17 protein-coding genes are annotated in these 22,480 nt (G+C 64.4%); 14 read left to right on the plus strand and 3 right to left on the minus strand.

Translation table 11 applies throughout. The features are described from left to right. Positions 1 to 55: 55 nt before the first annotated feature. Positions 56 to 2,368, plus strand: coding sequence for a hypothetical protein (locus PVT71_RS28650; protein WP_353476826.1), 2,313 nt, complete (start codon positions 56 to 58; stop codon positions 2,366 to 2,368). A gap of 586 nt (positions 2,369 to 2,954) precedes the next feature. Here PVT71_RS28650 and PVT71_RS28655 read toward each other — a convergent pair. Next, positions 2,955 to 3,182 (minus strand): type II toxin-antitoxin system prevent-host-death family antitoxin, encoded by a 228-nt coding sequence (locus PVT71_RS28655; RefSeq protein ID WP_353476827.1) that lies wholly within the window; start codon positions 3,180 to 3,182, stop codon positions 2,955 to 2,957. A 754-nt stretch (positions 3,183 to 3,936) separates the two neighbouring features. Between PVT71_RS28655 and PVT71_RS28660 the strand changes: the two genes are divergently transcribed. The 4 genes from PVT71_RS28660 (at position 3,937) to PVT71_RS28675 (ending at position 8,821) form a co-directional block, all read left to right on the plus strand. After that, on the plus strand, positions 3,937 to 4,728 hold the full coding sequence (locus tag PVT71_RS28660; protein ID WP_353476828.1) for a hypothetical protein: 792 nt from the start codon (positions 3,937 to 3,939) through the stop codon (positions 4,726 to 4,728). Between the two features lie 303 nt (positions 4,729 to 5,031). Continuing rightward, the gene (locus PVT71_RS28665) at positions 5,032 to 5,604 is read left to right on the plus strand and encodes a hypothetical protein (RefSeq protein ID WP_353476829.1); all 573 of its coding nucleotides are present in this window, start codon (positions 5,032 to 5,034) and stop codon (positions 5,602 to 5,604) included. Continuing rightward, positions 5,601 to 7,439 carry a hypothetical protein gene (locus PVT71_RS28670; RefSeq protein WP_353476830.1) on the plus strand — a complete coding sequence of 613 codons (1,839 nt, stop codon included), beginning with the start codon at positions 5,601 to 5,603 and terminating at the stop codon, positions 7,437 to 7,439. The genes PVT71_RS28665 and PVT71_RS28670 overlap by 4 nt, the downstream gene beginning before the upstream one ends. Continuing rightward, on the plus strand, positions 7,436 to 8,821 hold the full coding sequence (locus PVT71_RS28675; protein ID WP_353476831.1) for a hypothetical protein: 1,386 nt from the start codon (positions 7,436 to 7,438) through the stop codon (positions 8,819 to 8,821). Before PVT71_RS28670 ends, PVT71_RS28675 begins: the two co-directional genes overlap by 4 nt. Before the next feature lie 233 nt (positions 8,822 to 9,054). Here PVT71_RS28675 and PVT71_RS28680 read toward each other — a convergent pair whose 3' ends face one another. Continuing rightward, positions 9,055 to 9,726, minus strand: coding sequence for a hypothetical protein (locus tag PVT71_RS28680; RefSeq protein ID WP_353476832.1), 672 nt, complete (start codon positions 9,724 to 9,726; stop codon positions 9,055 to 9,057). 1,195 nt (positions 9,727 to 10,921) lie between these two features. Between PVT71_RS28680 and repA the strand changes: the two genes are divergently transcribed. From repA to PVT71_RS28710, 6 genes are all read left to right on the plus strand, one after another. Then, positions 10,922 to 12,181 (plus strand): plasmid partitioning protein RepA, encoded by a 1,260-nt coding sequence (gene repA, locus PVT71_RS28685; protein ID WP_353476833.1) that lies wholly within the window; start codon positions 10,922 to 10,924, stop codon positions 12,179 to 12,181. Continuing rightward, positions 12,181 to 13,350, plus strand: a complete 1,170-nt coding sequence (locus PVT71_RS28690) for a ParB/RepB/Spo0J family partition protein (RefSeq protein WP_353476834.1) — start codon at positions 12,181 to 12,183, stop codon at positions 13,348 to 13,350. Before repA ends, PVT71_RS28690 begins: the two co-directional genes overlap by 1 nt. A gap of 251 nt (positions 13,351 to 13,601) precedes the next feature. Continuing rightward, positions 13,602 to 14,750: a plasmid replication protein RepC gene (gene repC / locus PVT71_RS28695; RefSeq protein ID WP_353476835.1), complete on the plus strand. Its 1,149-nt coding sequence runs from the start codon at positions 13,602 to 13,604 to the stop codon at positions 14,748 to 14,750. A 2,150-nt stretch (positions 14,751 to 16,900) separates the two neighbouring features. Then, entirely contained in the window at positions 16,901 to 17,137 is a 237-nt protein-coding gene (locus PVT71_RS28700; RefSeq protein ID WP_353476836.1) for a hypothetical protein, read from the plus strand. An 83-nt stretch (positions 17,138 to 17,220) separates the two neighbouring features. Continuing rightward, entirely contained in the window at positions 17,221 to 17,658 is a 438-nt protein-coding gene (locus PVT71_RS28705; protein ID WP_353476837.1) for a DUF6635 family protein, read from the plus strand. A gap of 557 nt (positions 17,659 to 18,215) precedes the next feature. After that, positions 18,216 to 18,377 (plus strand): hypothetical protein, encoded by a 162-nt coding sequence (locus tag PVT71_RS28710; RefSeq protein WP_353476838.1) that lies wholly within the window; start codon positions 18,216 to 18,218, stop codon positions 18,375 to 18,377. A 322-nt stretch (positions 18,378 to 18,699) separates the two neighbouring features. Here the strand turns inward: PVT71_RS28710 and PVT71_RS28715 are convergent, their stop codons facing one another. Beyond that, positions 18,700 to 19,599, minus strand: a complete 900-nt coding sequence (locus PVT71_RS28715; protein ID WP_353476839.1) for a LysR family transcriptional regulator — start codon at positions 19,597 to 19,599, stop codon at positions 18,700 to 18,702. Between the two features lie 159 nt (positions 19,600 to 19,758). Between PVT71_RS28715 and PVT71_RS28720 the strand changes: the two genes are divergently transcribed. The 3 genes from PVT71_RS28720 to PVT71_RS28730 are packed head-to-tail and all read left to right on the plus strand — an operon-like array spanning position 19,759 to position 22,450. After that, positions 19,759 to 20,766 carry an ABC transporter substrate-binding protein gene (locus PVT71_RS28720; RefSeq protein ID WP_353476840.1) on the plus strand — a complete coding sequence of 336 codons (1,008 nt, stop codon included), beginning with the start codon at positions 19,759 to 19,761 and terminating at the stop codon, positions 20,764 to 20,766. A gap of 44 nt (positions 20,767 to 20,810) precedes the next feature. Beyond that, positions 20,811 to 21,653, plus strand: coding sequence for an ABC transporter ATP-binding protein (locus tag PVT71_RS28725; protein WP_353476841.1), 843 nt, complete (start codon positions 20,811 to 20,813; stop codon positions 21,651 to 21,653). Then, positions 21,650 to 22,450, plus strand: coding sequence for an ABC transporter permease (locus PVT71_RS28730; protein WP_353476842.1), 801 nt, complete (start codon positions 21,650 to 21,652; stop codon positions 22,448 to 22,450). Before PVT71_RS28725 ends, PVT71_RS28730 begins: the two co-directional genes overlap by 4 nt. The last annotated feature ends 30 nt before the right edge of the window (positions 22,451 to 22,480 follow it).

Consider the following 22,480-nt stretch of genomic DNA (forward strand, 5'->3'; position numbering starts at 1 on the left):
TCTCCGCGCCGGAGTTTTTTCTTCGGCGCCGGACATTGCGACCAATATCCCCCTCATGACACCAGATCTTCCGCACTCCCTGCCCGAGCTCGAGCAGGCCATCAGCTCCGACGCGCTGGCCTCTCCCGGCCCCGCATCAGCCCTCGCGTTCCTGGCGCTTGCCCGGCGTGCACTGGGAGACGTTTTCGAGTCTCCCGAGCTTGTCATCTCCGAAGAGGCCTTCTGCCACGCCCTGCCGGCGGTCCCCGATGCAGCGCTTGCCACGGCCTTTGGCGATGCCGCGCTCTACAGGCGCTGCCGCGCAAGCCTGCTGCGCCATTGCAAGCTGGCGGGCCTCTGGGCCAGCGCAGATCCGTTTCCGCTGCTGAACCAGGCCGCCCGGGACCTTGGCACGCCGACCGTCAACCGGCGCGTGCTGGAGACCTACCTCCCGGGCCTCGCCCTGAGCGAGATCACCCGTGAACGCGCCCTCGCGGCGGATCAGCCTCTCCGCGGTTCGGAGCGCCGTGCCCTGCGGGCCAGTTTCGCCGCCCTCGACCGGCTGCGGGACCAGCCCAGGCTCCGCGCGCTCAGCCTGCTCGGCGATGAGATGATCGGCCCCCTGCCCCGCTACGTGGACGGGGTCAAACTGCGGCTGCCCCTGCCGCCCGATCTCGAGGCCGCCGTGCCACGGCTGCCAAGGGGCCACGCCAAGCGGGCCCGGCGCGCCTATGAGCTTGCGTTGGAACTCGGTGTTCTGGCCCTGCAACCTCAAGGCCGCAAGGTGCTGACGGAACACGCCGCGCGCGACTACCATGCCAAGGTCTCGACCCGTGTTTCGGAGAATTGGGCCTCGCTCACCCTCGGCGCGCTGATTGCACTGCTGCGTGCGGCCGACACCGGTGTCGTTCCCGAGGGTCTGACGCTTGCCCGGGTCAGGCACCCGGACCGGCCCTGCGGACCAACCAAGCCGGAGCGCGTGTCGCTTTCAAAGACAGACAGGTCCCTGCCTCCCCTGCCCTGCCAGGTCGAGGCTGACGTGGCGGGGTTCGGGGTTGCGCGGCAGGCAGCCACGAAGAAGATCACCACCCTGCGGCGGATCCTCGCGCGGCTCTTCGACGGTGTCGAAGCGGATGACAGGGACCAGGTGCTCCAGGGCGCCATCTCCCGGCTCGAGGCGCTCTATCCCGAAGCGACGCCCGGGACGCTGACCACCTATCGCAGCCTCCTGCGCGACTTCCTGAGGCACGTTGGTCACCGGGACCCCTGGGACGCGCTGCTCGACCAGGCCCGGACTGCGGCCATCGCCGGCCTCGATATTCGCGGGCTGCGGCTGCTCCGGCGACAGGCACAGGCGCTCGACCCGCAGCTTTCCCCGGCGGGCATCGACACCAAGCTTGCAACCAACCTCGTCGCAACGGCACGGACACACGGCGATGGCTCTCGACTGCGGCAGGGCCTCAGCTCGCTCGATCTGCTGCGCGGCCTGCTGCCCGACCTCCTGCCCACGCCGCCGATCGGGTCGCTGCCGGACGGGCGCAAGGGGGGCAATTGCGAGCTGCCCCCGGCGCTGGAGCAGGCCTTGCGACGCGAGGCGAAAGCGGCCGGATACAGCGACCCTGCCGCCAAGGCGCAGCTCGTCGCGGTCCGCAAGCTCTACACGCTGTCATCGGCCAAAGAGCGTTTCGACGCAGAGCTTGCGGAGATCCCCTGGGCCGCGCTGACCGACGCGGCGCTTGTCGCCCACCCTGCGGACCTGGCGCCATACCGGACCGAGCTGACCCGGCTGGCCGACCGGCTGACGCGCAATCTGTCGCCGGGCTGGCGCGATCTCGAGCGGGCCATCACCGACGCGGGCGTGGCGCGCCTCGACAACCCGATTGCGGCGCTGGCCCGCGTCGCCGGAGAGGCCAGGCTCGAGCCCTGGCAGCTCGACCGGGAATGGGCCTGGAGCCACGAGCGCGGCCTGCGCCCGGACCTGCGGCTGACCTGGGCGCGCAACATCACGCGTCTCGACGCGCTGCGGGAGCTCCCCGCGGTCGCCGCCAGTGGTCTTCTGCCCCCCCAGTGCCTGGGCCCCATGCCGGCGCGAGGCGCCCGCTGCAGACACGGTCTCTTCCCCCTGCCCCGCCGTTTCGAGGCCGCGCTCGACGGCGCGCCCCAGCAGCTGCTCGAGGCCGCCCACCTCCTGTGGCGCTGCCTGCGCGCGCTCGGCCTCTTCCCCCGGGGGGCCGATCCGGCCCCCGGCCTGCTGGTCAGCGAGACGCTTCTCGAGCGCGTCGAGGCCGAGCAATCCCTGCTGGCGCCAACTTCTGCGCGCCAACACCTGGCCCGGCTCCGCGACTGGCGGGAAAGCCTGCCCGGGATGGACCTGGCGAGCCCAGCCTGACCGCAGCCGCGGGCAGGTCCCAGGCGCGCCGGCGCGGCCCAAGCCCCGTGACCACAGCCGCGATGCCGCACCAAAGCCGCCCGCAAGGTCCGCCCCCTGCGGGGAGTGCAGCAGCATTGCTCGGCAGGACACCCTGCCATCCCCAGGTGCTGGACTGCGGGTAGGAAGGTGCTGACGACGTTTTCTGCGCGGACTGTTCGGACCACAGCCGGCCTTTCCAGCCCGGCACTCCGTCCAACCCGTCGAAGGCGGGATCTTGCGACATCAGGGGGCAGACCAACGCGATCGCCGTTGCCGCGATCCTCCGGTCAAAGGGATCGCGGTGGCTCCAGTCCATTCCGCCCGAGAGCATCGCCATCTCGGCGGTGCACGCCGCCCTGCGCCCGCAATTGCGCCGGAACACGCGCCACGATGGCACCAACCTCCGGCCATGTCCCCGACCTGTGTTTCTGCGGGATCTCGTGGTACCCACAGGGCGGGACGTAGACCGTCTGCGCGTCCGCGATGGCCGCCCTGGCGGCGGGATCGAGGTCCGGCATATCGAGCCTTGTCCAAACCCGGGTGTGGGTATCCCGCAGAGCCGCGGTCAGTCCCACAGAGCGCGCGCGTCGTCGGGCATGGGCTCCAGAAAGTCCGGAACGTGCTTCACCTCACCTGCGGCAACGCCGAACCGAAACCTCGGCCGCGCCGGGACGGCCGGCACGAGGCGCACGACCGGCTGCCCGGCACGCGCCAGCACCACCTCCTCGCCGCGTTCTGCAGCGGCGACGAGCTGCGACAGCTTCGCCTTCGCTTCTGCGATATCCATCTGCATGTGAGACCTCGCTCCCATCGGGGCTCGACCACGACCTAGTCTAAGGTGGATGCCCAGGGTCAAATCCGCAAGCGTTTTGCCATCGGCAGGAGCATCGCGTGTTGCGAAGGCCTGGCCCGCAAGCGCGGCATTGCCAGGTTTGCGGCAGCCCGGGGCGGCCTGCCGGTGTCGCCGGGCGTCCTGTGGCCTGCCTCCAGGCCCCTGCCCGCCTTCAAGATCCGCGATCCGCAGGATGCCCCGGGATTTTCCGCGCGGGCGCCATGGCCGACCCGCCGATCCCGAAGATCATCACCCGCCGGGTGAGGCGCGTTCCAGCCGATCCCGGCAGGGACCGCACTACGCCCCTCGGCGTAGGAAATACGCGGTGGACGTGCCGGCCAGGCAGGGGCCGGCGTCTCCGGACAGGCGGACGTCTTGGAATGGCAACATGTCGGCCTTCTGGGGGCTGAAGAGAAGATCGCTGCAGTGCCATGGGCCCGGAACCGGGGGTTCCGTCATCCGGGCAGGCACTCGGCGCGGCACCTGCCGCGAGACGTCTCAGCTCCGGGACCCGGGCCAACACACCCAGGGCCCGGGCTTGCCGACCGGGTCCATCTTGCCGCCCGCCCGTCCCGACGGACCAGCCCGCGCAGGCACCTGCGCGGGCCTGGAACGCGCGGCAGGATGGCCCCGAGGTCAGCTCCCTGGACAAAAGGGCGGCGCTCATTTCCGCGCCGGGTCACACGTTCCTACTTCCTCGCAAGAGGAGAAGAGCATGACCGTTTTCGACAGATATCACCCCGCGACGCTTCAGGACCTGGCCGGCTGGTCGACGCTCTCGCGCAATGGCGTCGGGCCGCTGCTGAAAGGTCTCGGCGTGGCAGCGCTGAACCGGAAATACCCGATGCTGCGGGTCTACCACGGGCTGCTCGGCCTGGACCCGGAGGATGACGCCGAGGCGCAGATGCTGGGCCAGGGCCTGGTGCGCACGACCTGGGTCGCGGCGCGCGTCGGGCTGCAGAACGACGACCTGCTCAAGGCGCTCCGCCGCCCGGGCCATGGCTACCCGCCGCTCTTCGTGCTCGGCCCGCACCGGCATCTGATGTTGCGGGCCCAGGTCGAGCAGATGCTCGCGAGCCCGCGCAATGCCTGGCACGCGCTGACCCCGATCGCGGGCTTTGCCGAGCCGGCGTCGCACCTCGCCCGCGCCACCGGCCGCCCGCAGGCAAGGATCGACGCGCTGCTGGCCGACGCCGAGACCGCTCCGATGCACATCCTCGCGGGCGGGCAGTCCCGCTTCCTTGTCGCCGACGTCCTGCGGCGGCTCGGCTCTCCCGCCGCCCCGGACTCCGGCGCCTCCGCCGCTGTCGCTGCCGAGGACGGGCCGGAGCGCGATGCCCCCTGCCCGCCCGTCGCGGCCCCGGTCGGTGGCCTCTTTGCCAGCGCCACGCGGCAGGCCCCTCGGGATCATCCGGCCCGCTCCGTATGCACCCGATCCGCCGCAGGTGCCCGCCGAGGCGATGATGCGCACGGAGCGCCGGCAGAGGCGAAACTCCCGAAAACATAAGGGACCGGTAAATATCCGGAAAAATCGCCTCCCGCGCACGTTTTCGCTTCGTCTGCACGCCAGGCGGCCAATCTCCCCTTCGAACCAGAGGAAAGGATCCACATGGACCTCCACCCGCGCCCCCCCTGCCGCATCCCGCCACATCCCGCCTCCGGGCGCACTCCGGCCGACCTCAACCGCGCCCCGGGCCAGACCCACATTTTTTTTCGGTCGCGCCTGTCCCTAGGTCCGTCTGACACCGCCCGAGGGCCGGATGCCACCCCCGGCGTCCGGCCCCCTCTCAACCCCCTCCAGGAGCTCGCCATGAGCCATTCTTCCAGCCTGTCCCGAACCACGCGTGCCCCCGCCAGGCCGGTGAGCCCCGACATGCAGACCGTCCTCGACCAGACCCCGGACGAAAGCGCGCGCAGGTGCATTGCGCGTCTCTCGGAGTATGTCGGTGCACCGCTCTGCACCCTCGACGGCGCGGGAGGCGACCTGCTTGCCTGGTTCGACACCCATTTCCCGCCCCTCACGCACATCGGCGCGGGCCCCCTGCCCGGCGCGCCCCGGGCGTTCTGGCGCTCGCATCGCGCCTATGCACACTGGCGCGCAGTGCTGCGTTGCCGGATCCACGTGACGCTCGGCCTGGCCGCTGCGAAACAGCCGCGCCGCGCCCGCATCGACACCCGGACGCCGCTGCACGACCTGCTCATCAAGCGGTCGAAAGAGGGTCTCCGGGGCATGCCGCAATGTTTGCAGCCATATTTGACCTCGCGGGCCAAGCCGGCCTCGCCGGCATCGTCCTTCCCCAGCCCCCGTCTGACACCGCCCGAGGGCCGCTGGCCATCCAGGCCACCGGCCCCCGCTCGCTTCCCGGCCAGGAGATCGACATGAATCTTTTCTCCGCTGTAACCCAATCCATGCGTGTCGCCGCCACGCCGGTGAGCCTCGACATGCAGACCGTCCTCGACCAGACGCCGAACGAGACGGAGCGCAACCGCATTGCGCGCCTTGAGGAGTTTTTCGCCGAGCCACTTTCCACCCTCAATGGCAATGGGGACGGGCTGCTTGCCTGGTTCGACACACATTTCCCGCCCCTCAAGACCATCGGCGCCGCCCCCCTGCCCGGCGCGGAGAGGGATTTCTGGAGAACCGACGACGCCTATGCGAAATGGCGCGAAGTCGTGCGCCGCCGCATCCGGGTGACGCTCGGCCTGGTTGCGGCCAGGAAGGCGCTCCGCACCCGCATTGACGGCTGGACGCCGCTGCTCGGCCTGCTCACCCCTCTGTCGAAAGACAAGGGCCCGGTACACCCCGCGACGTTTGGTGCCATCCTCGCCCTCTCCGACCGGGCCCGCAAAGCCGGCATCGACCCTCTCGATCTCCTCCCCGCGGTCGTGCCGGAGTTTCTCGAGACCATGCCCGCGCATGAACAGGACGCCTCGGCACAAGCCCTCAAGGCGCTGCAGCGCCTGACGGTCGTCCCCGAGATCGCGGCCCACCTGCCGCCCGGCTACGACACGGACTATCTCGTGCCCGCGGCCCGCACCCCCGTGCCCGACGCCGTCCGCAGGATGATTGCCGAGATGGTCGCCCACGCCCGCTACAACGAGAGCACGTATGACGACGTGTCGGAACGCTGCAAAGAAAATTTCAACGACAAGACGGCGAGAGCCTATGAAGAGGCTCTGGTCGCGCTGGCCCGCGCCGCCCAGGAGACCGACACCCTCGAGCTGGCATCGCTCAAGTGTCTGGACCCGCTTTTTGACTGCCCGGTTCGCATCCCGGCAATCCGGCATTGGATCGCTCTTGGCAAGGACAAGCACAAACGGTTCAGCCTCCGCACGGCGAGGGACTATGTGCGGATCATCGCGCAGATCGGCAAGGCCAATGGGATCAACACCGAGCCGTGGAACAACGCCCGGATAAATAATTCCGATCTCCAGGAGGGCAAGTTGGCAGGCGAAACGATGTCCCCGAAAAACCAGAAGTTCTGCGAAAGGCTCATTCACAACCCCGCTGACGTGCGGACCTTCCTGCGGCAGCACGTGCTCTACCAGGAGCGCGCGCAGGACATCCTCGCGACGGACAAGCCGCTCACCTTGACCCAGCTGCGCACTGTCCGGCGGTTTGGCACCTGCGCGGCCTTTGCCGCGCTGGAGATCCGCGGCGCCGGGCTGCGCAAGGGCAGCGCCCTTGCGGCCGAATGCGAGGGCCCCACGCAGAACCTGTTCCGCAAGACCTCGGGCGCCCAGAAGCTCTTCGAGCTGCGGGTGGCACAAAAGGACATGAAAGGCGCATATGTCGAACTGCCGCCCGTCCCTGTGCGCGACGACAAGCATTGCGGCTACGAGGTGCTCGACTGGTTTCTCACGACAGCGCGGCCGCTCTTCGACTACGCCAACCCCGAGTTCTGCGAGAGGAACAAATGCGCAAGGGCCACGCATCTCTTCGTCTCCGAACAATCCGCCAAGCCGCTTGGCGGCGCCATGCTCTACAAGTGGTTCACCCGCAGCAGTGCGGAAATTGGCCTGCCGATGTTCCCGCACAACTTCCGGCACGGGTTTGCCACCCTGCTGCTCGCGCGGTCCTGGAGCAACCGCGGGCGCGCCGCGGCCTATCTCGGCTGTTCGGTCCGCGTTCTGGAAACCTACTACGCATTTATCCGCAAGCGCCAGAAGATCGAGGAAGTGCAGGATCTGCTCGCGGAGGCATATGCCGGAAAATGACGCGTCACGCCATACTTTCGAAGCCGCAGTGGCAGCCACACGCGGCCTCTCCCATCCTGCTGGCCCTGCCGCTCGGTGAATTGCGGGCCCTCGACAGTCTCGTGGACTTCATCCATGAGCAGGGCTGCAGCACCCTCTCCGAAAGTGACTGTCGCGTCTGGGCTCGGATGAGCGGCGGCCTCGGGACCGTGGAGGCCGCCATCGCCGCCATGATCAAGACCGATGGGCCCGAGGCACCCCCCCTGGTCCCGCTCCGAGCCGCGCAAGCCTCTCTCTCGGCCTGCGCCAGCTTTGCCGGCATTTCGAAGGTGCCGCTCCGCACCTACACCCGGTCCATTTCGCTGGCCCCCGACGAGCTGCCGCCAGCCTGGCAAGAGCATCTCGCACATATCCGGGACCGACGCGACGACGGACAGATCAAGCTGGCCCCGGATCTCTACGAGAGAATGACCCGCAAGCTCTGCCAATACGCCTGGTACCTGCGCGAACGCGGCCTGCCCATGGCGTTTGATCTCCCCGGGCTGCGCGCCTTCTATGCCTACGAGACAACCCGGATCTCCGCGCGCGGCGCGCCGCTGCGCCCCGCAACCCTCTCCGCGACCTTCACCGACCTGCGGGACTTCCTGCGGTTCTCGAGGGCGTTTTCGGAACCGCTCATCGACGAGCTCGACAAGCTCCTGAAGAAGCTGCGGGACCGGGCCGAGGTGCAGACGGCGCAGAAATTTTCCGCCCTCGCCGGGATCGACATCACGACGATCCTGCCCCGCGCCGAAGAGATCCTTGCGCAGCTCGGCAGGCAGTCAAACCCGGCGCGGCGCCACATTCAGCGCAACCGTGCCCTGGCCCTGGCCATTCCGCCGATGACCCCCTTGCGGCGCGAGTGGCACGAGCTTGCCTTCGGGCGCGATGTCGTCTGGTCGGACGGCAGGTACCGCATGCGGGACTACAAGCTGCGCAAGACCCGCCATCTGCTCGGCCGCGAAGCCTACCCCGGGTCGATCCATCCCAGCGTCCAACATTTTGTCGATGCGCGCCTGTTGCAGGATGACGACCCGAAGTATCTCCCGGCGCTCCGGGCGCGCGCGGAAGAGCAGCACTGGCGCCTCTTCCTGCACCCGAATGGCACAGAGGTCGCGGCAAATTACGTGTCGCAGGTCTGGTCGACGGAACTCGGGACCGGCGCTCACATCTGCCGATCCATCGTCTACGACGTGCTCTTTGCCATAAGCGAGGACGCAACGCTGGGCGGCACCCTGCTCAACGACCACACCTCCCATCAGGCCCGAAAAAAATACACCGGGGATCGGGCCAAGGCGGCCGCCATGGCAGCGGCATCCCACGAACTCGATGGGATCCTGGCGGCGTTTGGGGCCGGTCCCTGACCTTTTGAAGCTCAATCGCCGGCGGCGAACATGCACCGCAGCCCGGAGGACTCGCCGGCAAGCCCGTCAGTCAGCATGTCTTCCCCGGCACATAGGCGTGGAGGAGCCCCGGCCGATGGAACGCAGGCCTGCCCCTCGTGCAGGGGCGGCAAAACGAAAAGCGGGGCCGAGCCTCCGGCTCGGCAGCGCTCTTGCGAAGGAAAGTTCAGGCGGAGCCACACGTTGGACTGCTATCATGCGCTCTGTGCACTGGGCTTTCCGGGCGATCCTGTCTCGACACTAGCCTGCAGCAGGTTTTCAAGACCAGATTTCTGGAGCTGAGACACCAGCAGCTGCACGACGCCGTTGGCGCCCCGAAGCCGATTGAGTTCGTCTTCTCCCAAACGGATTTGCTCACGAAGCTTGTCAGCTTCCGCGAGGGTCCGGTCTCTTTCGGCGGTGAGCACCTGTCTGTCTGTCTTGAGACGGTCAACTTCGGCCTCAAGCTCACTGATCCGCCAATGCGCCGTCCGCTTCTCTGCACACAGTTCCTCACAAACCGTCTGGGCCTCTGCCTGGCACCTGGCATTCTGCCGCGCGACCAGCAGCGCGAAGGCCTCGCGCGCGCCCTCAATGAAATGGTCGATTGACGCCGCGACCGTTTCCGGAAGCGCCCTCAGCAGGGCCTCGGCCTCGTCGCTGTCGTAGTCGGAGAGCGCGAGGTCGACATGCTTCTGCAGGCTTTCGAGTCGAATCGTCGAGCTGATGCCGAAGGCGCTGCAGAGCTCCTCTTTCACCATCGCCGCATCGATCTCACCGCTGGGCGTCCCGCACCCGATCAGCCGCGCGACGATTCCGTAGACCTGTCTCGAGGTGTAGCTCGGCGGGCGGCCGCCCTGCCTCTTGCGTGCCGTTGTGCGTGTCATTCGAGATTTGTCCTTCCGTTTGTCAAACCGGGTTTGACAAACCCGGTTCCTGAGGTGGTCTTCCCTCAGAAAATTGGTCGCGCCAGGACGCGGCGGAAGCATTTTCTGGCCTGAAGAAGCACTTTCTTGATCCGAGCAGGACGGCGGCTCTCCAACCCGCGCTATCGATGGGCCGGTTCTCTTGATCGACCATGGGGCCGCGGCGCGGGCTGGCTCAAAAGAGACGGCATGCGCCGCACTTGGGCCGCAGGGAGAGCGAGGGGGTAAGGCTCGGGTCGTAGGCGGGCACAGTCCGCCGGAGACTAGGACGCGGTCCTGAACGGGCGCGATCTCCAGCTTTGCTCGGGAGCGTGCGCGGGCAGGATGGGCCCCCAACATTCCAAGCTCGATTGCCCACTACCAATATGCATCTGCAGCACGGAGGACGCGCCAGAAGGACAGGACGAAATGGCTCACTGGCCGAGCCTCATGCCTTTCAGATCGCGGGTTTTTCGCCAGTAGCGGATGCCATTCCCTTCATGGAGCCCCGTCAGATGTTCGCGGACGTAATTTATGACGCCGTCACGAAAGGCTTCAGGAACGCCTGCTTCGCGGACCACCTCCTCAACCACATCGCTCCGGAACCCTTGAGTTCAAGGAGGCAGTGGCGACCAGGACCTCCCCCCACGGTGGTCGAAGATTTCTACCTCTCTACTAGCGCGAGGCTGCAGCCGAAGAGCTGCGCGCAAAAATGGATTGAGAGCACGCTGCTTCTCATGTGAGATGCGCGTAGGGCTGGCCTCAAGGCGACCGAACCCCCTCTGTTAGACTGCATTCTGATGGATTCGAATCTTGCCAAGATGTTCCATTGAGCGGTCGAGTAGACACGATCCCTTGTGCCGCCTTGCCGCGTAGCGCCTCAGGGCTGAGGGCAACGAAAACCCCTCGTGAGGTCACCTGAAGCTACAAAAATATCATAATTCCAATGCCTTATACCGAGGTTCTGATCGGCGTCAGAAATACATATCCCACACGTGAAAAATATTATTACATTTCAACGCATTGCGCCGAATTGGGCACGCCTGGTGTTGCGCTGTGGATAAATTTGGCACTGATTTTGCAGAAAAAAGTTGCCTAAACAGGGTTTCCGTGCGACCTCCTAGATTGCGCTAAAAGAAAAACAAAACGATTTAAGCGCAACGCAGGAGTCGAGCAGATGAACCAGACCACTAAGGTCGTCTCGCAATCCCCATGGGGCAAGCATGAGACGTTTCACGAGTACATCGTAGCCCGTGGTGATGAACTCTCGCAATCACTCGCGATGCTGATGACGGAATCTTTCCGGCCGGATGCCGCCAAGAGCCTGCGTCTCTACAGCGCCTCCGAAGCCGCCGACTTTATTGGCACCTCCGTTCCCAACCTGCGCAAGGTGCTCTCGGAGGCCGAGATCAAAGGCTTTGACGGCCAGCCCGTTGACGTGTTCCAGGATGCGCGGGGGCACCGCTGGTACACCGCCGAGCAGATTGATGCAGTGCGCATGTACTTCCAGGCTGAAGCGCGGTCTCCAGACAAGTTTCTGCCCGGTCGAAGGACCAGGGATGACCATCTCCAGGTCCTCACCTTCATGAACTTTAAGGGCGGATCTGGAAAGACCACCAGCGCCATTCATGCCGCGCAGGGTTTCGCCCTTCGCGGATATCGCGTTCTGGCGATCGACCTCGACCCACAGGCCACCCTCACCATGCATTTCGGGGTGCGCCCGGAGATAGACTACGCTCAAGGCGGAACCATCTACGACGCGCTGCGCTACGAGAAGCCGGTCCCCATTTCCCAGGTCATCAAGACCGAGACCTACTTCCACAATCTCGACTACGTGCCGTCCGGCATCATGCTCACCGAGTACGAGACTGAGAGCGCGCTCTACCTGCGCGAAACTGGCTACATGCCGTTCTACATGCGCATGGGCAACGCGCTGCGGGAAATCGAGGACCAGTACGACATCGTCGTGATCGACTGCCCGCCGCAGATCGGCTTCTTGACGCTGACCGCGCTGAACACGACGACCGGGATCATCACGACGATCCAGCCCAGCATGTACGATGTGGCCTCCATGGCCCAGTTTTTGGCGCTCATGGGCAACTTGGTAAACGCGATCTCCGAGCAGGGCGTGGAGCCGCCGCTGGACTTCATGCGCTATCTGATCACGCGCTACGACAATACCGACAACAACCAGCAGGATATCACCCGCTTCCTTCGGCACCAGTTTGGGCGCGAGGTTCTCAAGACTGAGGTGCTCGACTCCACGCTCGTCACCCGGGCTGCCAGTGAACAACGCACAATCTACGAGATCGAGCCCCGGGATCAGAACCGCGGCACGTTCAAACGTGCTTGGTCCGCCTTTAACGCGGTTCAGGACGAACTCGAGAACATGGTGCAGGCCGCCTGGAAGCGCGGCCCGATCAGGGGAGATCTGTAATGGCCCGTCGCCCGAGCGTCTTTGATCGCGCCCTCCCTCGGGAGCAACCGTCACCGAATGAGGCTGCAGAGCCGGCTGCACCGCCGGTCGAGAAGTCGCAGTCTGCAGGTAAGGTCGGCATCGCCTCGCTGATGTCCGCTGGACTGGACCAAGCTCTAGGCGACAAGGGTGTCCCCCCCACCCCCGCCGTCATGGCTATGAAGCGTTCGCTGAAAGATCTTAGCGAGGCATCGATACAGGAAATCCCGCTCGACCAGATCGGGGACTCCCGCCTCCACGACCGGATCGATCTAACCGAGGATCTCGAGCCGCTCATGAAAAGCCTCGAGGAGAACGGCCAGGAAACGGCGGTAAAGGTTCGGTATGCAGCCCCCGGATCTGGCAAGCCAGTGTACGAGATCATTGTCGGCCGCCGCCGTGTCGCAGCGGCGCGTGCGCTCGGATGGGAGAGCATCAAGGGGCTTGTCCTCAAGATCACAGACGAGGAACTTCTCCGCTCTCTGATCAGTGAGAACAGCGCCCGCAAAGACACGACCTTCATCGGGCGATCGCAGCTGGCCTATCTCGCCTCGAAATCAGGCCACTCGGACGATGAGATCGCCAAGATCTACAGTTCGGATCGAACGCTGATCAATAGGATGATCCGCATCTACGAAGTGATCGGGCCCGAGATCATCAACCGTATCGGTGATGCGCCCGACATCGGCCGACGCCGCTGGATGGACCTACGCTCCGTTCTCGAGGGGAGCCCCATGTCTCCCGACGAGGTGTCGAACTTGATTACTCAGGGCATCGATCGTTTCGCTGACGAAATCGCCGAACTCTGGGCAAAGCGTGTCTCCACAAGCTCGTCCGGCAATGAGAGCATTCCGCAGTCGACGCTGCGGTTCTACGCGCTCGAGCGCATGCTCGAGGATCTGAAGACCCAAGCGTCCGAGGATGCCGACAATGGCACCGATGTAGCCAAAGGCGCGAGACCCACCAAGGCGACAGCACGGGCCCAGAAACGCCCCCTGCCCGGCTTCGGCACAGTGCAACGCAAGCCCAAGGAATTGGTCCTGAAGATCGATAGAGGCCTGGATCCCAATCTCCTGCAGCGTATCGAGGACGCGCTCCCGGACCTTGTAAGACAGGTCGTAAAGGATGCTCAGGGAGACAAGAACTCCTGATTGCTGAGTAAAACAGTCAGGATTTAGTGCGTTCTGTGACCGCGGTCACAGAGCAAAAATGAGAGAAACAAACGAGGAAAGGACAGACCAGACAAAAAGAAAGACCCCCCGAAATCCGGTTTTCCGAACTCCGAAGGGTCCTGCGGTAGTCTTGTAGCAAACTCTACCTAGGACATTTTCGAATCATTTTCAACACCGATTTCGGTGAACGGTCTCCGTTTGTCTTCTGAGAATCGAGCATGATGACAAGAATGTCCGCGAATGAGCAGCGCGGGCACTGGACTTCTTGTGGCCAAGCGACCGGGGCGCTCAGCTCCGGAATCGACCGCTGGGACCTTCTGGAGTGCGTAGCAGAACTCCGGAAGCCTCTTGGTGTCTCCGATCGCGACCTCAGGATTCTTCAGGCCCATCTGTCTGTTCTGCCGAAGGGGCCCCTTCTGGCAGCCAATCCCAACGTCAGCTTCATGAGCGGGGCAGAAGTTTGTCGCCGCGCCATGGGGATTGAAGAACACACACGTCTGAGGGCGGAGCAGCGCCTAGAGAAGGCCGGTCTCGTCACCCGACGCATGAGCGCCAACCGGCGTCGCTTCGCCGTGCGAGATGGTGAGGGCAAGGTACGTTCCGGCTATGGCATCGACCTTACCCCTCTTGTCGAGCGTGCGGATGAACTGATGCAACTCCGCGAAAGATTCCGCGCGGCAGAAGCACATAAGGCTGAAATGCGCTCTTCCTTGAGAGCCAAGCTACGAGACCTCGAGGACCTCACTCTCGCAGCGGTGAACGACACGCACGCGCTTCTTGAGCACATTAAAGCATGGCGCACGGTCCTTCGCCGGCGGACTCTCGCTTTGTTGGATCTCAAATCTATGGCTGCAGAAATCGACGCGTTCGAAGCCAAGATCAAACCCGAAAAACAAGAAGCTACAGCGCTGGCCAGAACAGAGACTCTGTACCGCGGTTCAGATGCGCAGTCCGACAAAAAGGCGGTCAATGACGAGCAAAATGTCGGACACATAGAGTCTGACCAAAAAGATTCTAAAAAAAGAAACTCAGTGCATTCAGCCCGAAGCAATACGCAGACGCCGACGCTGCACCATTGCAACGAATGGAATGAGCTGAAGGAACTCCAGGCTTTCTATCCACGCCCCCCAACAAATGTCCGCGATCTCCTCAGCAAGCTCTATGAGTTCGGAGGCTTCCTTGGTCTCAGAGAACGAGTCCTGTCAAACACCGTCGCTCGCCTCGGACCCGATGGCACTGCCATTCTTCTCGATTACATCGCTGGGCAGATCGGACGGGTCCCAAATCCGGAGGGGTATCTGGAAAGCCTTCTTCGCGCCAATGCGCGTGGGGAGACAATCGCTGGCGGCAGACTACACATGGCTAGAGCGTCGATATGAGTGCGGTCTCTCAAATCGACGCTCCACGTGAAGGACCCCTGCTCTCTCGCTCTGTGGTACTGATCGCAGTGCCACGGGGACCGTGCGAGTATGCCTTGAGGATCCTTGGAGGATTTGTGCCCGCGGTCACAGTTCAACGGATTTAAGATTCACGAGCGGGTTGCTTGCCAGAGAGGCGTTTGTGACCGCGGTCACAAACCGGTCCGGAATCCTTACCCTTGCTCCCGGCATCTGCCTGGAACCTTTTGAGCTACGGCCACAACAGGCCATCTGTGACCGCGGTCACAGTATTACGCCCTTCTCGTAAAACTGCGATTTTTTCCCATGCAGCCCATCGGACTTCCTGTCCGCCTCATAGAAATTCCGGGGTGCCTCTGTCCAAAAGAGCGCGGCTTACGGACCAGTCGCGTGTCGATCCCACTCTGATCTCTGGACGCCAGCCTGAAACCTCGGTCTCGAGACGCATCGCAGAGGAAAGGCGTGAGTGCACATCTCAGTGCGCTGTGGCACTGTTCGTGTCCGTAAGTGAAAGACCTTGGCCTTCATCTTCCAGAAATTAGAGAACCGGGCCGCGATGCTCTGCCCTAGCTTCCTCCCGTCGCACGCTGTCCCTTCCCGACCCAGGAGACGACCCAGATATCGAGGTAATAGCTCCAGTGACAACAGCGCGTGCCCAATGCATCAGCGAAACAGATAAATGAGAATGGCAGGAAGGCTGGAATTGGCGCCGGTAGGGGCCGATGCGATCCACCTTCTTCAGCACGTCCATCAGGGTATAGACGAGTATGCGGCGCTTGATCCTTCGCCCGGGGCTGTACGCGCAATCGAAGTAGACCATCATATGAACCGCGGTACTCCCTGAGAATTCTGGAGTTGGACCCGCAGTGCCGACATTTCGAATTCAATATCCGAAGATCAGCCTGTACGGCTCACTCACGACAACGTCCCCGACGTGTATACTTGCAAGGACCGTTGGCTATGTGCCGTTGGAACGAGGCCAACGAAAGGGTCGCGCTGTTCCGATCGCAGGCCGCAGCGACGGTCGCAATGTATATGCCCATCAGTTGCGGCGACGGGGCAGGGGCCCCGCATGCGGTCCCAGCGAAAGATATGCGCCCAGCGTAGGCCCTCAACATGTCTTCCGAGACTGCCCCGCTTGTACAGTACCACACCGTGTCGGCCGGCCGGTCAAGGTAGCCGAATTCTGCCACATAGACGGCACGGAGAACACTAAGATACTCTCGCCCCCCTGACTGACGGGCGGGGGGCCTGCAGCTCTGAGAGCGAATGCGGGATGTCATACAGACTTTTTTCGGGGCTATATTCCATCTGACCAAAACTAGCACGTTTTGGAGCAAGCGAACTCTGATCGCGAACACGACTTTCAAGCCGAGAGATTTGGCAATCGTCATTCCTTTCATTCTCCGCGATGTCCGGCCCTCTCTGAGGACATGCGGGCCGACGTAAGACCCACGGAGTAGGGATTGTGATCATCTCGGCGATCCCAGGGCTCATTTCCTGCGACTAATAGATTTATCTAAGTATCTGAAATTTGGTTAATTATTTAAGAAATTTCGCGACTTCATGCCACAAATTTGAGCGACCAACCTGGGCCATGCCGCCGGACCTCTTGAAGTCCCGAGGGCGCCGGAACCGTTGCAGGAGATTAACAGAGACCGGGCAGTGCTGTGGCGGCGGGCCGCGCCCACGGATCAAGGGACCGCGATCGGTGCAAGACCTCGCATAATGCAGTTGTAGATACCAATGGCCCTAGGAGAGACTTTGTTCGACAAACGCAGCATGGCCGACTGACACTCCCTCCGGGTCGTGAGCCAAGGAAAGGGATGACAGAGATTGGGCGGCAGATTAATGCGCCCGGGATGGGCCGCCACTGGTGCACCAGGCATTGTTCATCGCTTGGAAGCCGGCCGCGCGGGTCTTATCTGCGAATGGGGAGGGCAGGGGGCTCGTCCCGGTGAGAGGACGACAATGAAGCGCCGTGCGACTCAGCCTTCGGACCCCAAGGACTACTTTGCCGAGGCGCGGGCGCGCGTCGATGGTCATGTCGGGTCGACCTTCTCCGTCGCTGGCTCGGCCCGATTGCATCGCAGGGCTCTAGGCCTGGATGTCCTCTGTGTGCTCCGCTCAACGTGGTCTTGGCGCCCCTACATGCCCTCCTGCGCCTCATCGCCCTCCTGCTGCGGGCAGTGCGCCTGAGACGCGCTTCAGGCCTTCTGGGGCGCGTCCACCTGATCCTGCCCACGCGCACGGCACGCGCAGTGGAGGAGGGGCTTCTCAAGCATGTCTTTGCCCTGCCGGCGGACCTGGACGCTCGATTGCCGATCGCTTCGCCGAGGCCCCTCCGCTTCGAGCTGACGCTTCGCTGAGCGAGGATGAGACCCGCAGGCGGGCGGAGCGGGCCGCCACGACCATCAAGATCTACACCGGCACCCGGTCGGCCGTGGCCGAGATGACCACGGCACTGCTGACGATCTGTTTCGAGGCGTGGCTGTTCCATCGCCTTACGCCGGGCATGCTGTCCCTGGCGCCTGCGCTGGCCGCCACCTACGCTCTGGACGCTGCGACCGGGAACTTCCCGCTCGGGCGTGGATTGGGCGCGCTATGGTATGGCGCGTTCCCTGTCGGCGCCTCGCCTTTGGCCATTGTCACGATTGCGCTGATGCTGATCGTCACGGCGGCCATCGTCACGGCCTTTGCCGGCATCTTGGCCGATCCCGTCCAGACACGGCTCGGTGTTCACCAGGCACGTCTGCGTCGGTTGGTCACCGCGGTGGAGCGGGATATGTCGGGGTCGGACTCGGTGACCTTCGCGGCGCGCGAACACCTCTATGCGCGGGTCTTCGCCATCGCCGATATCGCCGGCGGACTGTTCAGGCACTTCCGCTGAGGTCAGCCTGGACTAGCTCTGAACGAGCGTCATCGCCCAAGCACACAAAAGTACCAGGTGCCCGGCATGGGCCCATACCTCGTTGGAGCAAGCAGTAGCTTTGCGTGGCCTGTTCCTTACGAGGATTTTCTGAACGATCTCGCAGTCTTCAGACCCGATGCCGTTAGCCTTCCCCAGCCCATTTGGGGTACCCCCGCTTGGTCGCGAACTCATTCCTAGAGCTGATGATCGCGGAGTGGGCTGACTGCGCACGGCAGACCTCGGTACATATTTTCAAATTATCAACGAGTTTGGGCCTCGCGAGGGCAAATGCTGGGGGCGAGTAGCCCGCTGCCACCCCATGTCCAACTCCAGCGCTGAACTCGGCGCAAAGGTCACGGTGAAAATCTACGGTGGCGACGCGCCGGCCGTGGGCATCATTAGCAACTGCCAGGATGCCGGAGGACTCACCGCTCCCGCTCGCCTTGGCAAGGCGGTTACTCGCAGCCACGCTCGGTCCTGCTTGGCATGGCAAATGCTGGGATGATAAACTCGGGGCCGCAGGAGACAGGAGTGGCATGACCGCGCAACAGAGCGACAAAAGCGATGCCAGCAAAGTAGCGCCGTCGGCTGAGCACGAGCGCGCCACTTGGATTGCCGCTGCCAGAGAAGGTCTCGCCGATGAGGCTTTGCACATTGAGAAGCATGGATTGACACTCGCTCGGTTCAGGCAGGCTTGAACAGGAGCACAAGGTGCCTGGCGGCAAGCCTGCTTACATATTCGACGTTTTCTGACGGTTCCTGGACCGAACTTCTTCGGCGGTCTGAGCAAGGCGGCGGCGGCGCATTTTGAAGAGGATGACAACATAGAACGTCATCGGGACGAATTTCAGGCTCGCGACGGGCGGGCTCCGAGATTTCTCGCGCGGGCGCCTTTTGTGGATTTCCGTAACTGGCGTCTCTGATCGTTCAGATGAATGCCTCTTGGTGCCCGACGGTGCCAGCGAGCGGTACGTCGTCTATTCCGACGACCCCTTTGCGGCGGCCCGAACCACGCAAGGGTTAGTCGCAGGCGTCGAGATACTGCATCAGCCGGTCCATGAAGGTCAGCGTCACTGGCCCCAGCACCTGACCGCGCCGGGTCATCAGCATCAGCCGGTTCGCCGCCATGGCGCGGTCGGCTAGCGGGATATGGACCAGCCGCCGCTCGGCCAGTTCCGGTGCGACATCGAAGGCGGGCAGGAAGCACAGGCCGTCAGAGGTGAGCGCCATCTGCCTCATCATGTCGATGGAATTGGTCTGGTAGCTCGGCCGGATCTCGGCCCCGGCAGCGAGGAAACAGTCGCGGATCACCCGGTGCATTCGCAGCGTCTCGTCGGGCAGGATCAGCGGGTAGGGCAGGCAGTCCGAGGGCCGCAGCTGTCCACGCCGCGCCAGCGGATGGTCGGGCGAGACCACCACGCCGAGCGGTGCTTCGTAGCTGCGGTGGACTGTCAGTTGCGGGTCCTGGGGGAGGTTGTAGCCGAGCCCGATGTCGGATTCCCCGTCGAGCACCTGCTGGACGATGTCGCGGATGAAGGCGGTGCGGCAGCTCACCCGCACGTGCGGATGGTCGGCGGCGAACTCCTGCAGCACCCGCGGCACTGCGCCCGAGACCAGCCCGTTCATCGTGGCAATGCGTACTTCGTTGCCGCCGAGCCCGCGCATGGTCTCGAGCCGCTCTGAGATCCGCCGGTAGTCGCGCATGGTGCGGCGCACGTGCTCGATCACCACCTCGCCGGCGGCGGTCAGCTTCATGCCGCGGGGCAGGCGCTGGAACAGCGGCTCGCCCATCGCCTCCTCGAGCAGCAGCACCTGCCGGTTCACCGCCGTGGGCGAGACGTTCAGCCGCTCGGCCGCCTTGCGCACCGAGCCGGCGCGGGCGACCTCGTCGAGATAGGTGAGCATACGCGAATGCAGCATGGGGACTCCGGGGGTGATGCGCGTATGAAAGCGGCGGCCCTCGCGTGTGTCAACAATAAGTGGACGGACATATCGAAACATAGCACTTTTATGACACGCGAAGCGCGCCGATAAACGGGTCAACGACACCAAGAAACGCCCCCGACAGGAGACCCTCCCATGACCACCTGGCGCATTCCCCGCTCCCCGCTTTCCCGGCTTGCCCTTGCCGTCGCCCTGGCTTGCCAGTCCGGCGCGGCGCTGGCCGCCGACGATTTCACCTTCATGACCAGCTGGTTCGCCCAGGCTGAGCACGGCGGTTTCTACCAGGCGCAGGCGCTGGGGCTTTACGAGAAGGCCGGGCTCGACGTGACGATCCGCATGGGCGGGCCGCAGGTAAACTCGATGCAGCTTCTGCTGGCGGGCGAGGCGGATGCCTTTTCAGGCTTTGATTTCCAGATCCTCACGGGCGTCGGCAAGGGGCTGCCGCTGGTGGCGCTCGGCGCGGTCTTCCAGCACGACATGAACGGGCTGGTGACCCATCCCGACGTGTCGGGGCTGGATGACATCGGCGACCGGACGATCCTCATGGCAACCTCGGCGCGCAGCTCCTGGTGGCCCTGGCTGAGCGAGAAATACGGTCTGAGCGAAGACAAGGTCGCTCCCTATACCTTCAACCTCCAGCCCTTCGTCGCCGACCCGATGGCGGTGCAGCAGGGCTTCGGCTCCTCCGAGCCCTTCGGCCTGACCAAGCTCGGCGCTGCCTATAATTTCTACACCTTCTCAGACGAGGGCTATCCGCCCTACGGATCTACCGTAACGACACGCCGCGATGTGCTTGAAGAGCGGGCGGACGTGCTGGAACGCTTCCTCAAGGCCAGCATGGAAGGGTGGAAGAGCTACCTTGCCGATCCCGCGCCGGGCAATGCGCTGATCAAGGAGGCGAATCCTAAGATGTCCGACGAGCAGCTCGTCTTCGCCCATCACCACCTCGTCGAGACCGGGGCGGTGACCGGCGGCGAGGCGGCGGAGAAGGGCATCGGCACGATTTCGGCCGAGCGCTGGCAGGCGACGTACGACTACATGGTGCACGCCGGGCTGATCCCCGTCGAGACAGACTGGCAGGCGGCCTTCACCACCCAGCTCATCGACGCCATCCACGTCATGCCCGGCGACGCTGCGCAGTGAGACAGACCGAGGCGATCCGTCTCCCGGAAAGGAAAAGTCCCGCCATGCAGGCCGCCCCGAAACCCCTTAACGATCTGCCCCGGGCCGTCCCGGCCCGGCCGGAGCCGGTGCTCGAGCTGCTCTCGGCCGAAAAGAGCTTTGCCACCGGCCGGCAGGGCGCCCGGCAGGTGCTGGCCCCGGTCGATCTGACCATCGCGCGCGGCGAGCTCGTGACACTCATCGGCCCCTCGGGCTGCGGCAAGTCCACGCTGCTGAACCTGATGGCCGGGCTGCTCGAACCGTCAGACGGAAGGGTGCTCTGGTGGCGCGGGCCGAAGGCGCGCACCGGCGCCGAGGGCAAACGCATGTCCGTGGTTTTCCAGGATGCCACGCTGATGCCATGGGCGCGGGTTCAGAAGAACGTGCGCCTGCCGCTCGATCTGGCCGGCGTGCCGAAGGCCGAGGGTGATGCCCGCGCCAGCGCCGCGCTCGAGCAGGTCGGGCTGGCGGGGACCGAGCGGCTCTACCCGCGGCAGATGTCGGGGGGCATGCGGATGCGCGCCTCGATCGCCCGCGCGCTGGTGAGTGCACCGGACCTGCTGCTGATGGACGAGCCCTTCGGGGCGCTCGATGAATTCACCCGCAACAAGCTCGACGACGATCTGTTGCGGCTGCGGCAGGAGCGCGATCTGACGCTCGTCTTCGTCACCCACTCGATCTACGAGGCGGTCTTCCTGTCGTCCCGCGTCATTGTCATGGCCGCCCATCCCGGGCGCATCCACGCCGAGCTCAGCATCGACACGTCCTATCCGCGCGACGAGGCCTTCCGCGTCTCGCAGCAATTCACCGACTATTGCGCCGAACTTAGCCGCCTGCTGGGCGAGGCCTCGACGGAGTGCCCGCGATGACCCCGCTTCTGAACAACGAGATCTTCCAGCGAATTGCCGGGCCCCTCTTGGTCGGCGTGCTGCTGGTCTGCGGCTGGGAGGCATTTTGCGCTGCCAAGGACCTCCCGCCCTACATCTTCCCCGCGCCCTCGGACATCTGGCAGAGCTTCACTGCCCACGCAGGCTCGCTCTTTGCCGCGCTGGCCTCTACGCTGCGGGTGACGCTGATCGCATTTGTCGCGGCGACCATAGTCGGCATCGCGCTGGCCGTGCTCTTCACCTCGAGCCGGGTCCTTGAGATCTCGCTCTTTCCCTACGCCGTGCTCATGCAGGTGACGCCGATCGCGGCGATATCGCCGCTGATCATCATCTTGGTGAAGGAAACGCAGACCGCGCTGGTGCTCTGCGCCGCGCTGGTGGCGCTCTTTCCGATCATCTCGAACACCACGCTGGGGCTGCGCTCGGTCGACCGTGGGCTGGTAAATCTCTTCCGGGCCAATGGAGCGAGCCGTTGGCAGACGCTGGTGCGGCTGAAGATCCCCGCTGCCCTGCCGCACGTCTTCGGCGGGCTCCGCATCTCGATCGGCCTGGCGCTGATCGGCGCGGTAGTGGGCGAGTTCGTCGCTGGCACCGGCGGGCGTAGCGCGGGTCTGGCCTATCAGATCTTGCTGGCGGGCTTCGAGCTCGACATCCCGCTGATGTTCGCCGCGCTGATGATGATCACCTTCACTGGCGTGCTGCTCTTCATGCTGATGGTCGGCCTCTCGCGGCTCGTCCTCGGCGACTGGCACGAGAGCGAGACCGCTCCGGCGGGCTGATACTCTCCCCCTGACACCCCCTCACTCCAG

Origin of the sequence: Salipiger sp. H15 (assembly GCF_040409955.1) — a bacterium.
GTDB lineage: Bacteria > Pseudomonadota > Alphaproteobacteria > Rhodobacterales > Rhodobacteraceae > Salipiger.

Coding starts and splice junctions, on each gene's coding strand:
- PVT71_RS28650 (WP_353476826.1), top strand. CDS start 56: ATGACACCAGATCTTCCGCACTCCCTGCCCGAGCTCGAGCAGGCCATC.
- PVT71_RS28665 (WP_353476829.1), top strand. CDS start 5,032: ATGAGCCATTCTTCCAGCCTGTCCCGAACCACGCGTGCCCCCGCCAGG.
- PVT71_RS28715 (WP_353476839.1), bottom strand. CDS start 19,599: ATGCTGCATTCGCGTATGCTCACCTATCTCGACGAGGTCGCCCGCGCC.
- PVT71_RS28670 (WP_353476830.1), top strand. CDS start 5,601: ATGAATCTTTTCTCCGCTGTAACCCAATCCATGCGTGTCGCCGCCACG.
- PVT71_RS28730 (WP_353476842.1), top strand. CDS start 21,650: ATGACCCCGCTTCTGAACAACGAGATCTTCCAGCGAATTGCCGGGCCC.
- PVT71_RS28660 (WP_353476828.1), top strand. CDS start 3,937: ATGACCGTTTTCGACAGATATCACCCCGCGACGCTTCAGGACCTGGCC.
- PVT71_RS28680 (WP_353476832.1), bottom strand. CDS start 9,726: ATGACACGCACAACGGCACGCAAGAGGCAGGGCGGCCGCCCGCCGAGC.
- PVT71_RS28655 (WP_353476827.1), bottom strand. CDS start 3,182: ATGCAGATGGATATCGCAGAAGCGAAGGCGAAGCTGTCGCAGCTCGTC.
- PVT71_RS28675 (WP_353476831.1), top strand. CDS start 7,436: ATGACGCGTCACGCCATACTTTCGAAGCCGCAGTGGCAGCCACACGCG.
- PVT71_RS28725 (WP_353476841.1), top strand. CDS start 20,811: ATGCAGGCCGCCCCGAAACCCCTTAACGATCTGCCCCGGGCCGTCCCG.
- repC (WP_353476835.1), top strand. CDS start 13,602: ATGTCCGCGAATGAGCAGCGCGGGCACTGGACTTCTTGTGGCCAAGCG.
- PVT71_RS28710 (WP_353476838.1), top strand. CDS start 18,216: ATGACCGCGCAACAGAGCGACAAAAGCGATGCCAGCAAAGTAGCGCCG.
- PVT71_RS28705 (WP_353476837.1), top strand. CDS start 17,221: ATGACCACGGCACTGCTGACGATCTGTTTCGAGGCGTGGCTGTTCCAT.
- PVT71_RS28690 (WP_353476834.1), top strand. CDS start 12,181: ATGGCCCGTCGCCCGAGCGTCTTTGATCGCGCCCTCCCTCGGGAGCAA.
- repA (WP_353476833.1), top strand. CDS start 10,922: ATGAACCAGACCACTAAGGTCGTCTCGCAATCCCCATGGGGCAAGCAT.
- PVT71_RS28720 (WP_353476840.1), top strand. CDS start 19,759: ATGACCACCTGGCGCATTCCCCGCTCCCCGCTTTCCCGGCTTGCCCTT.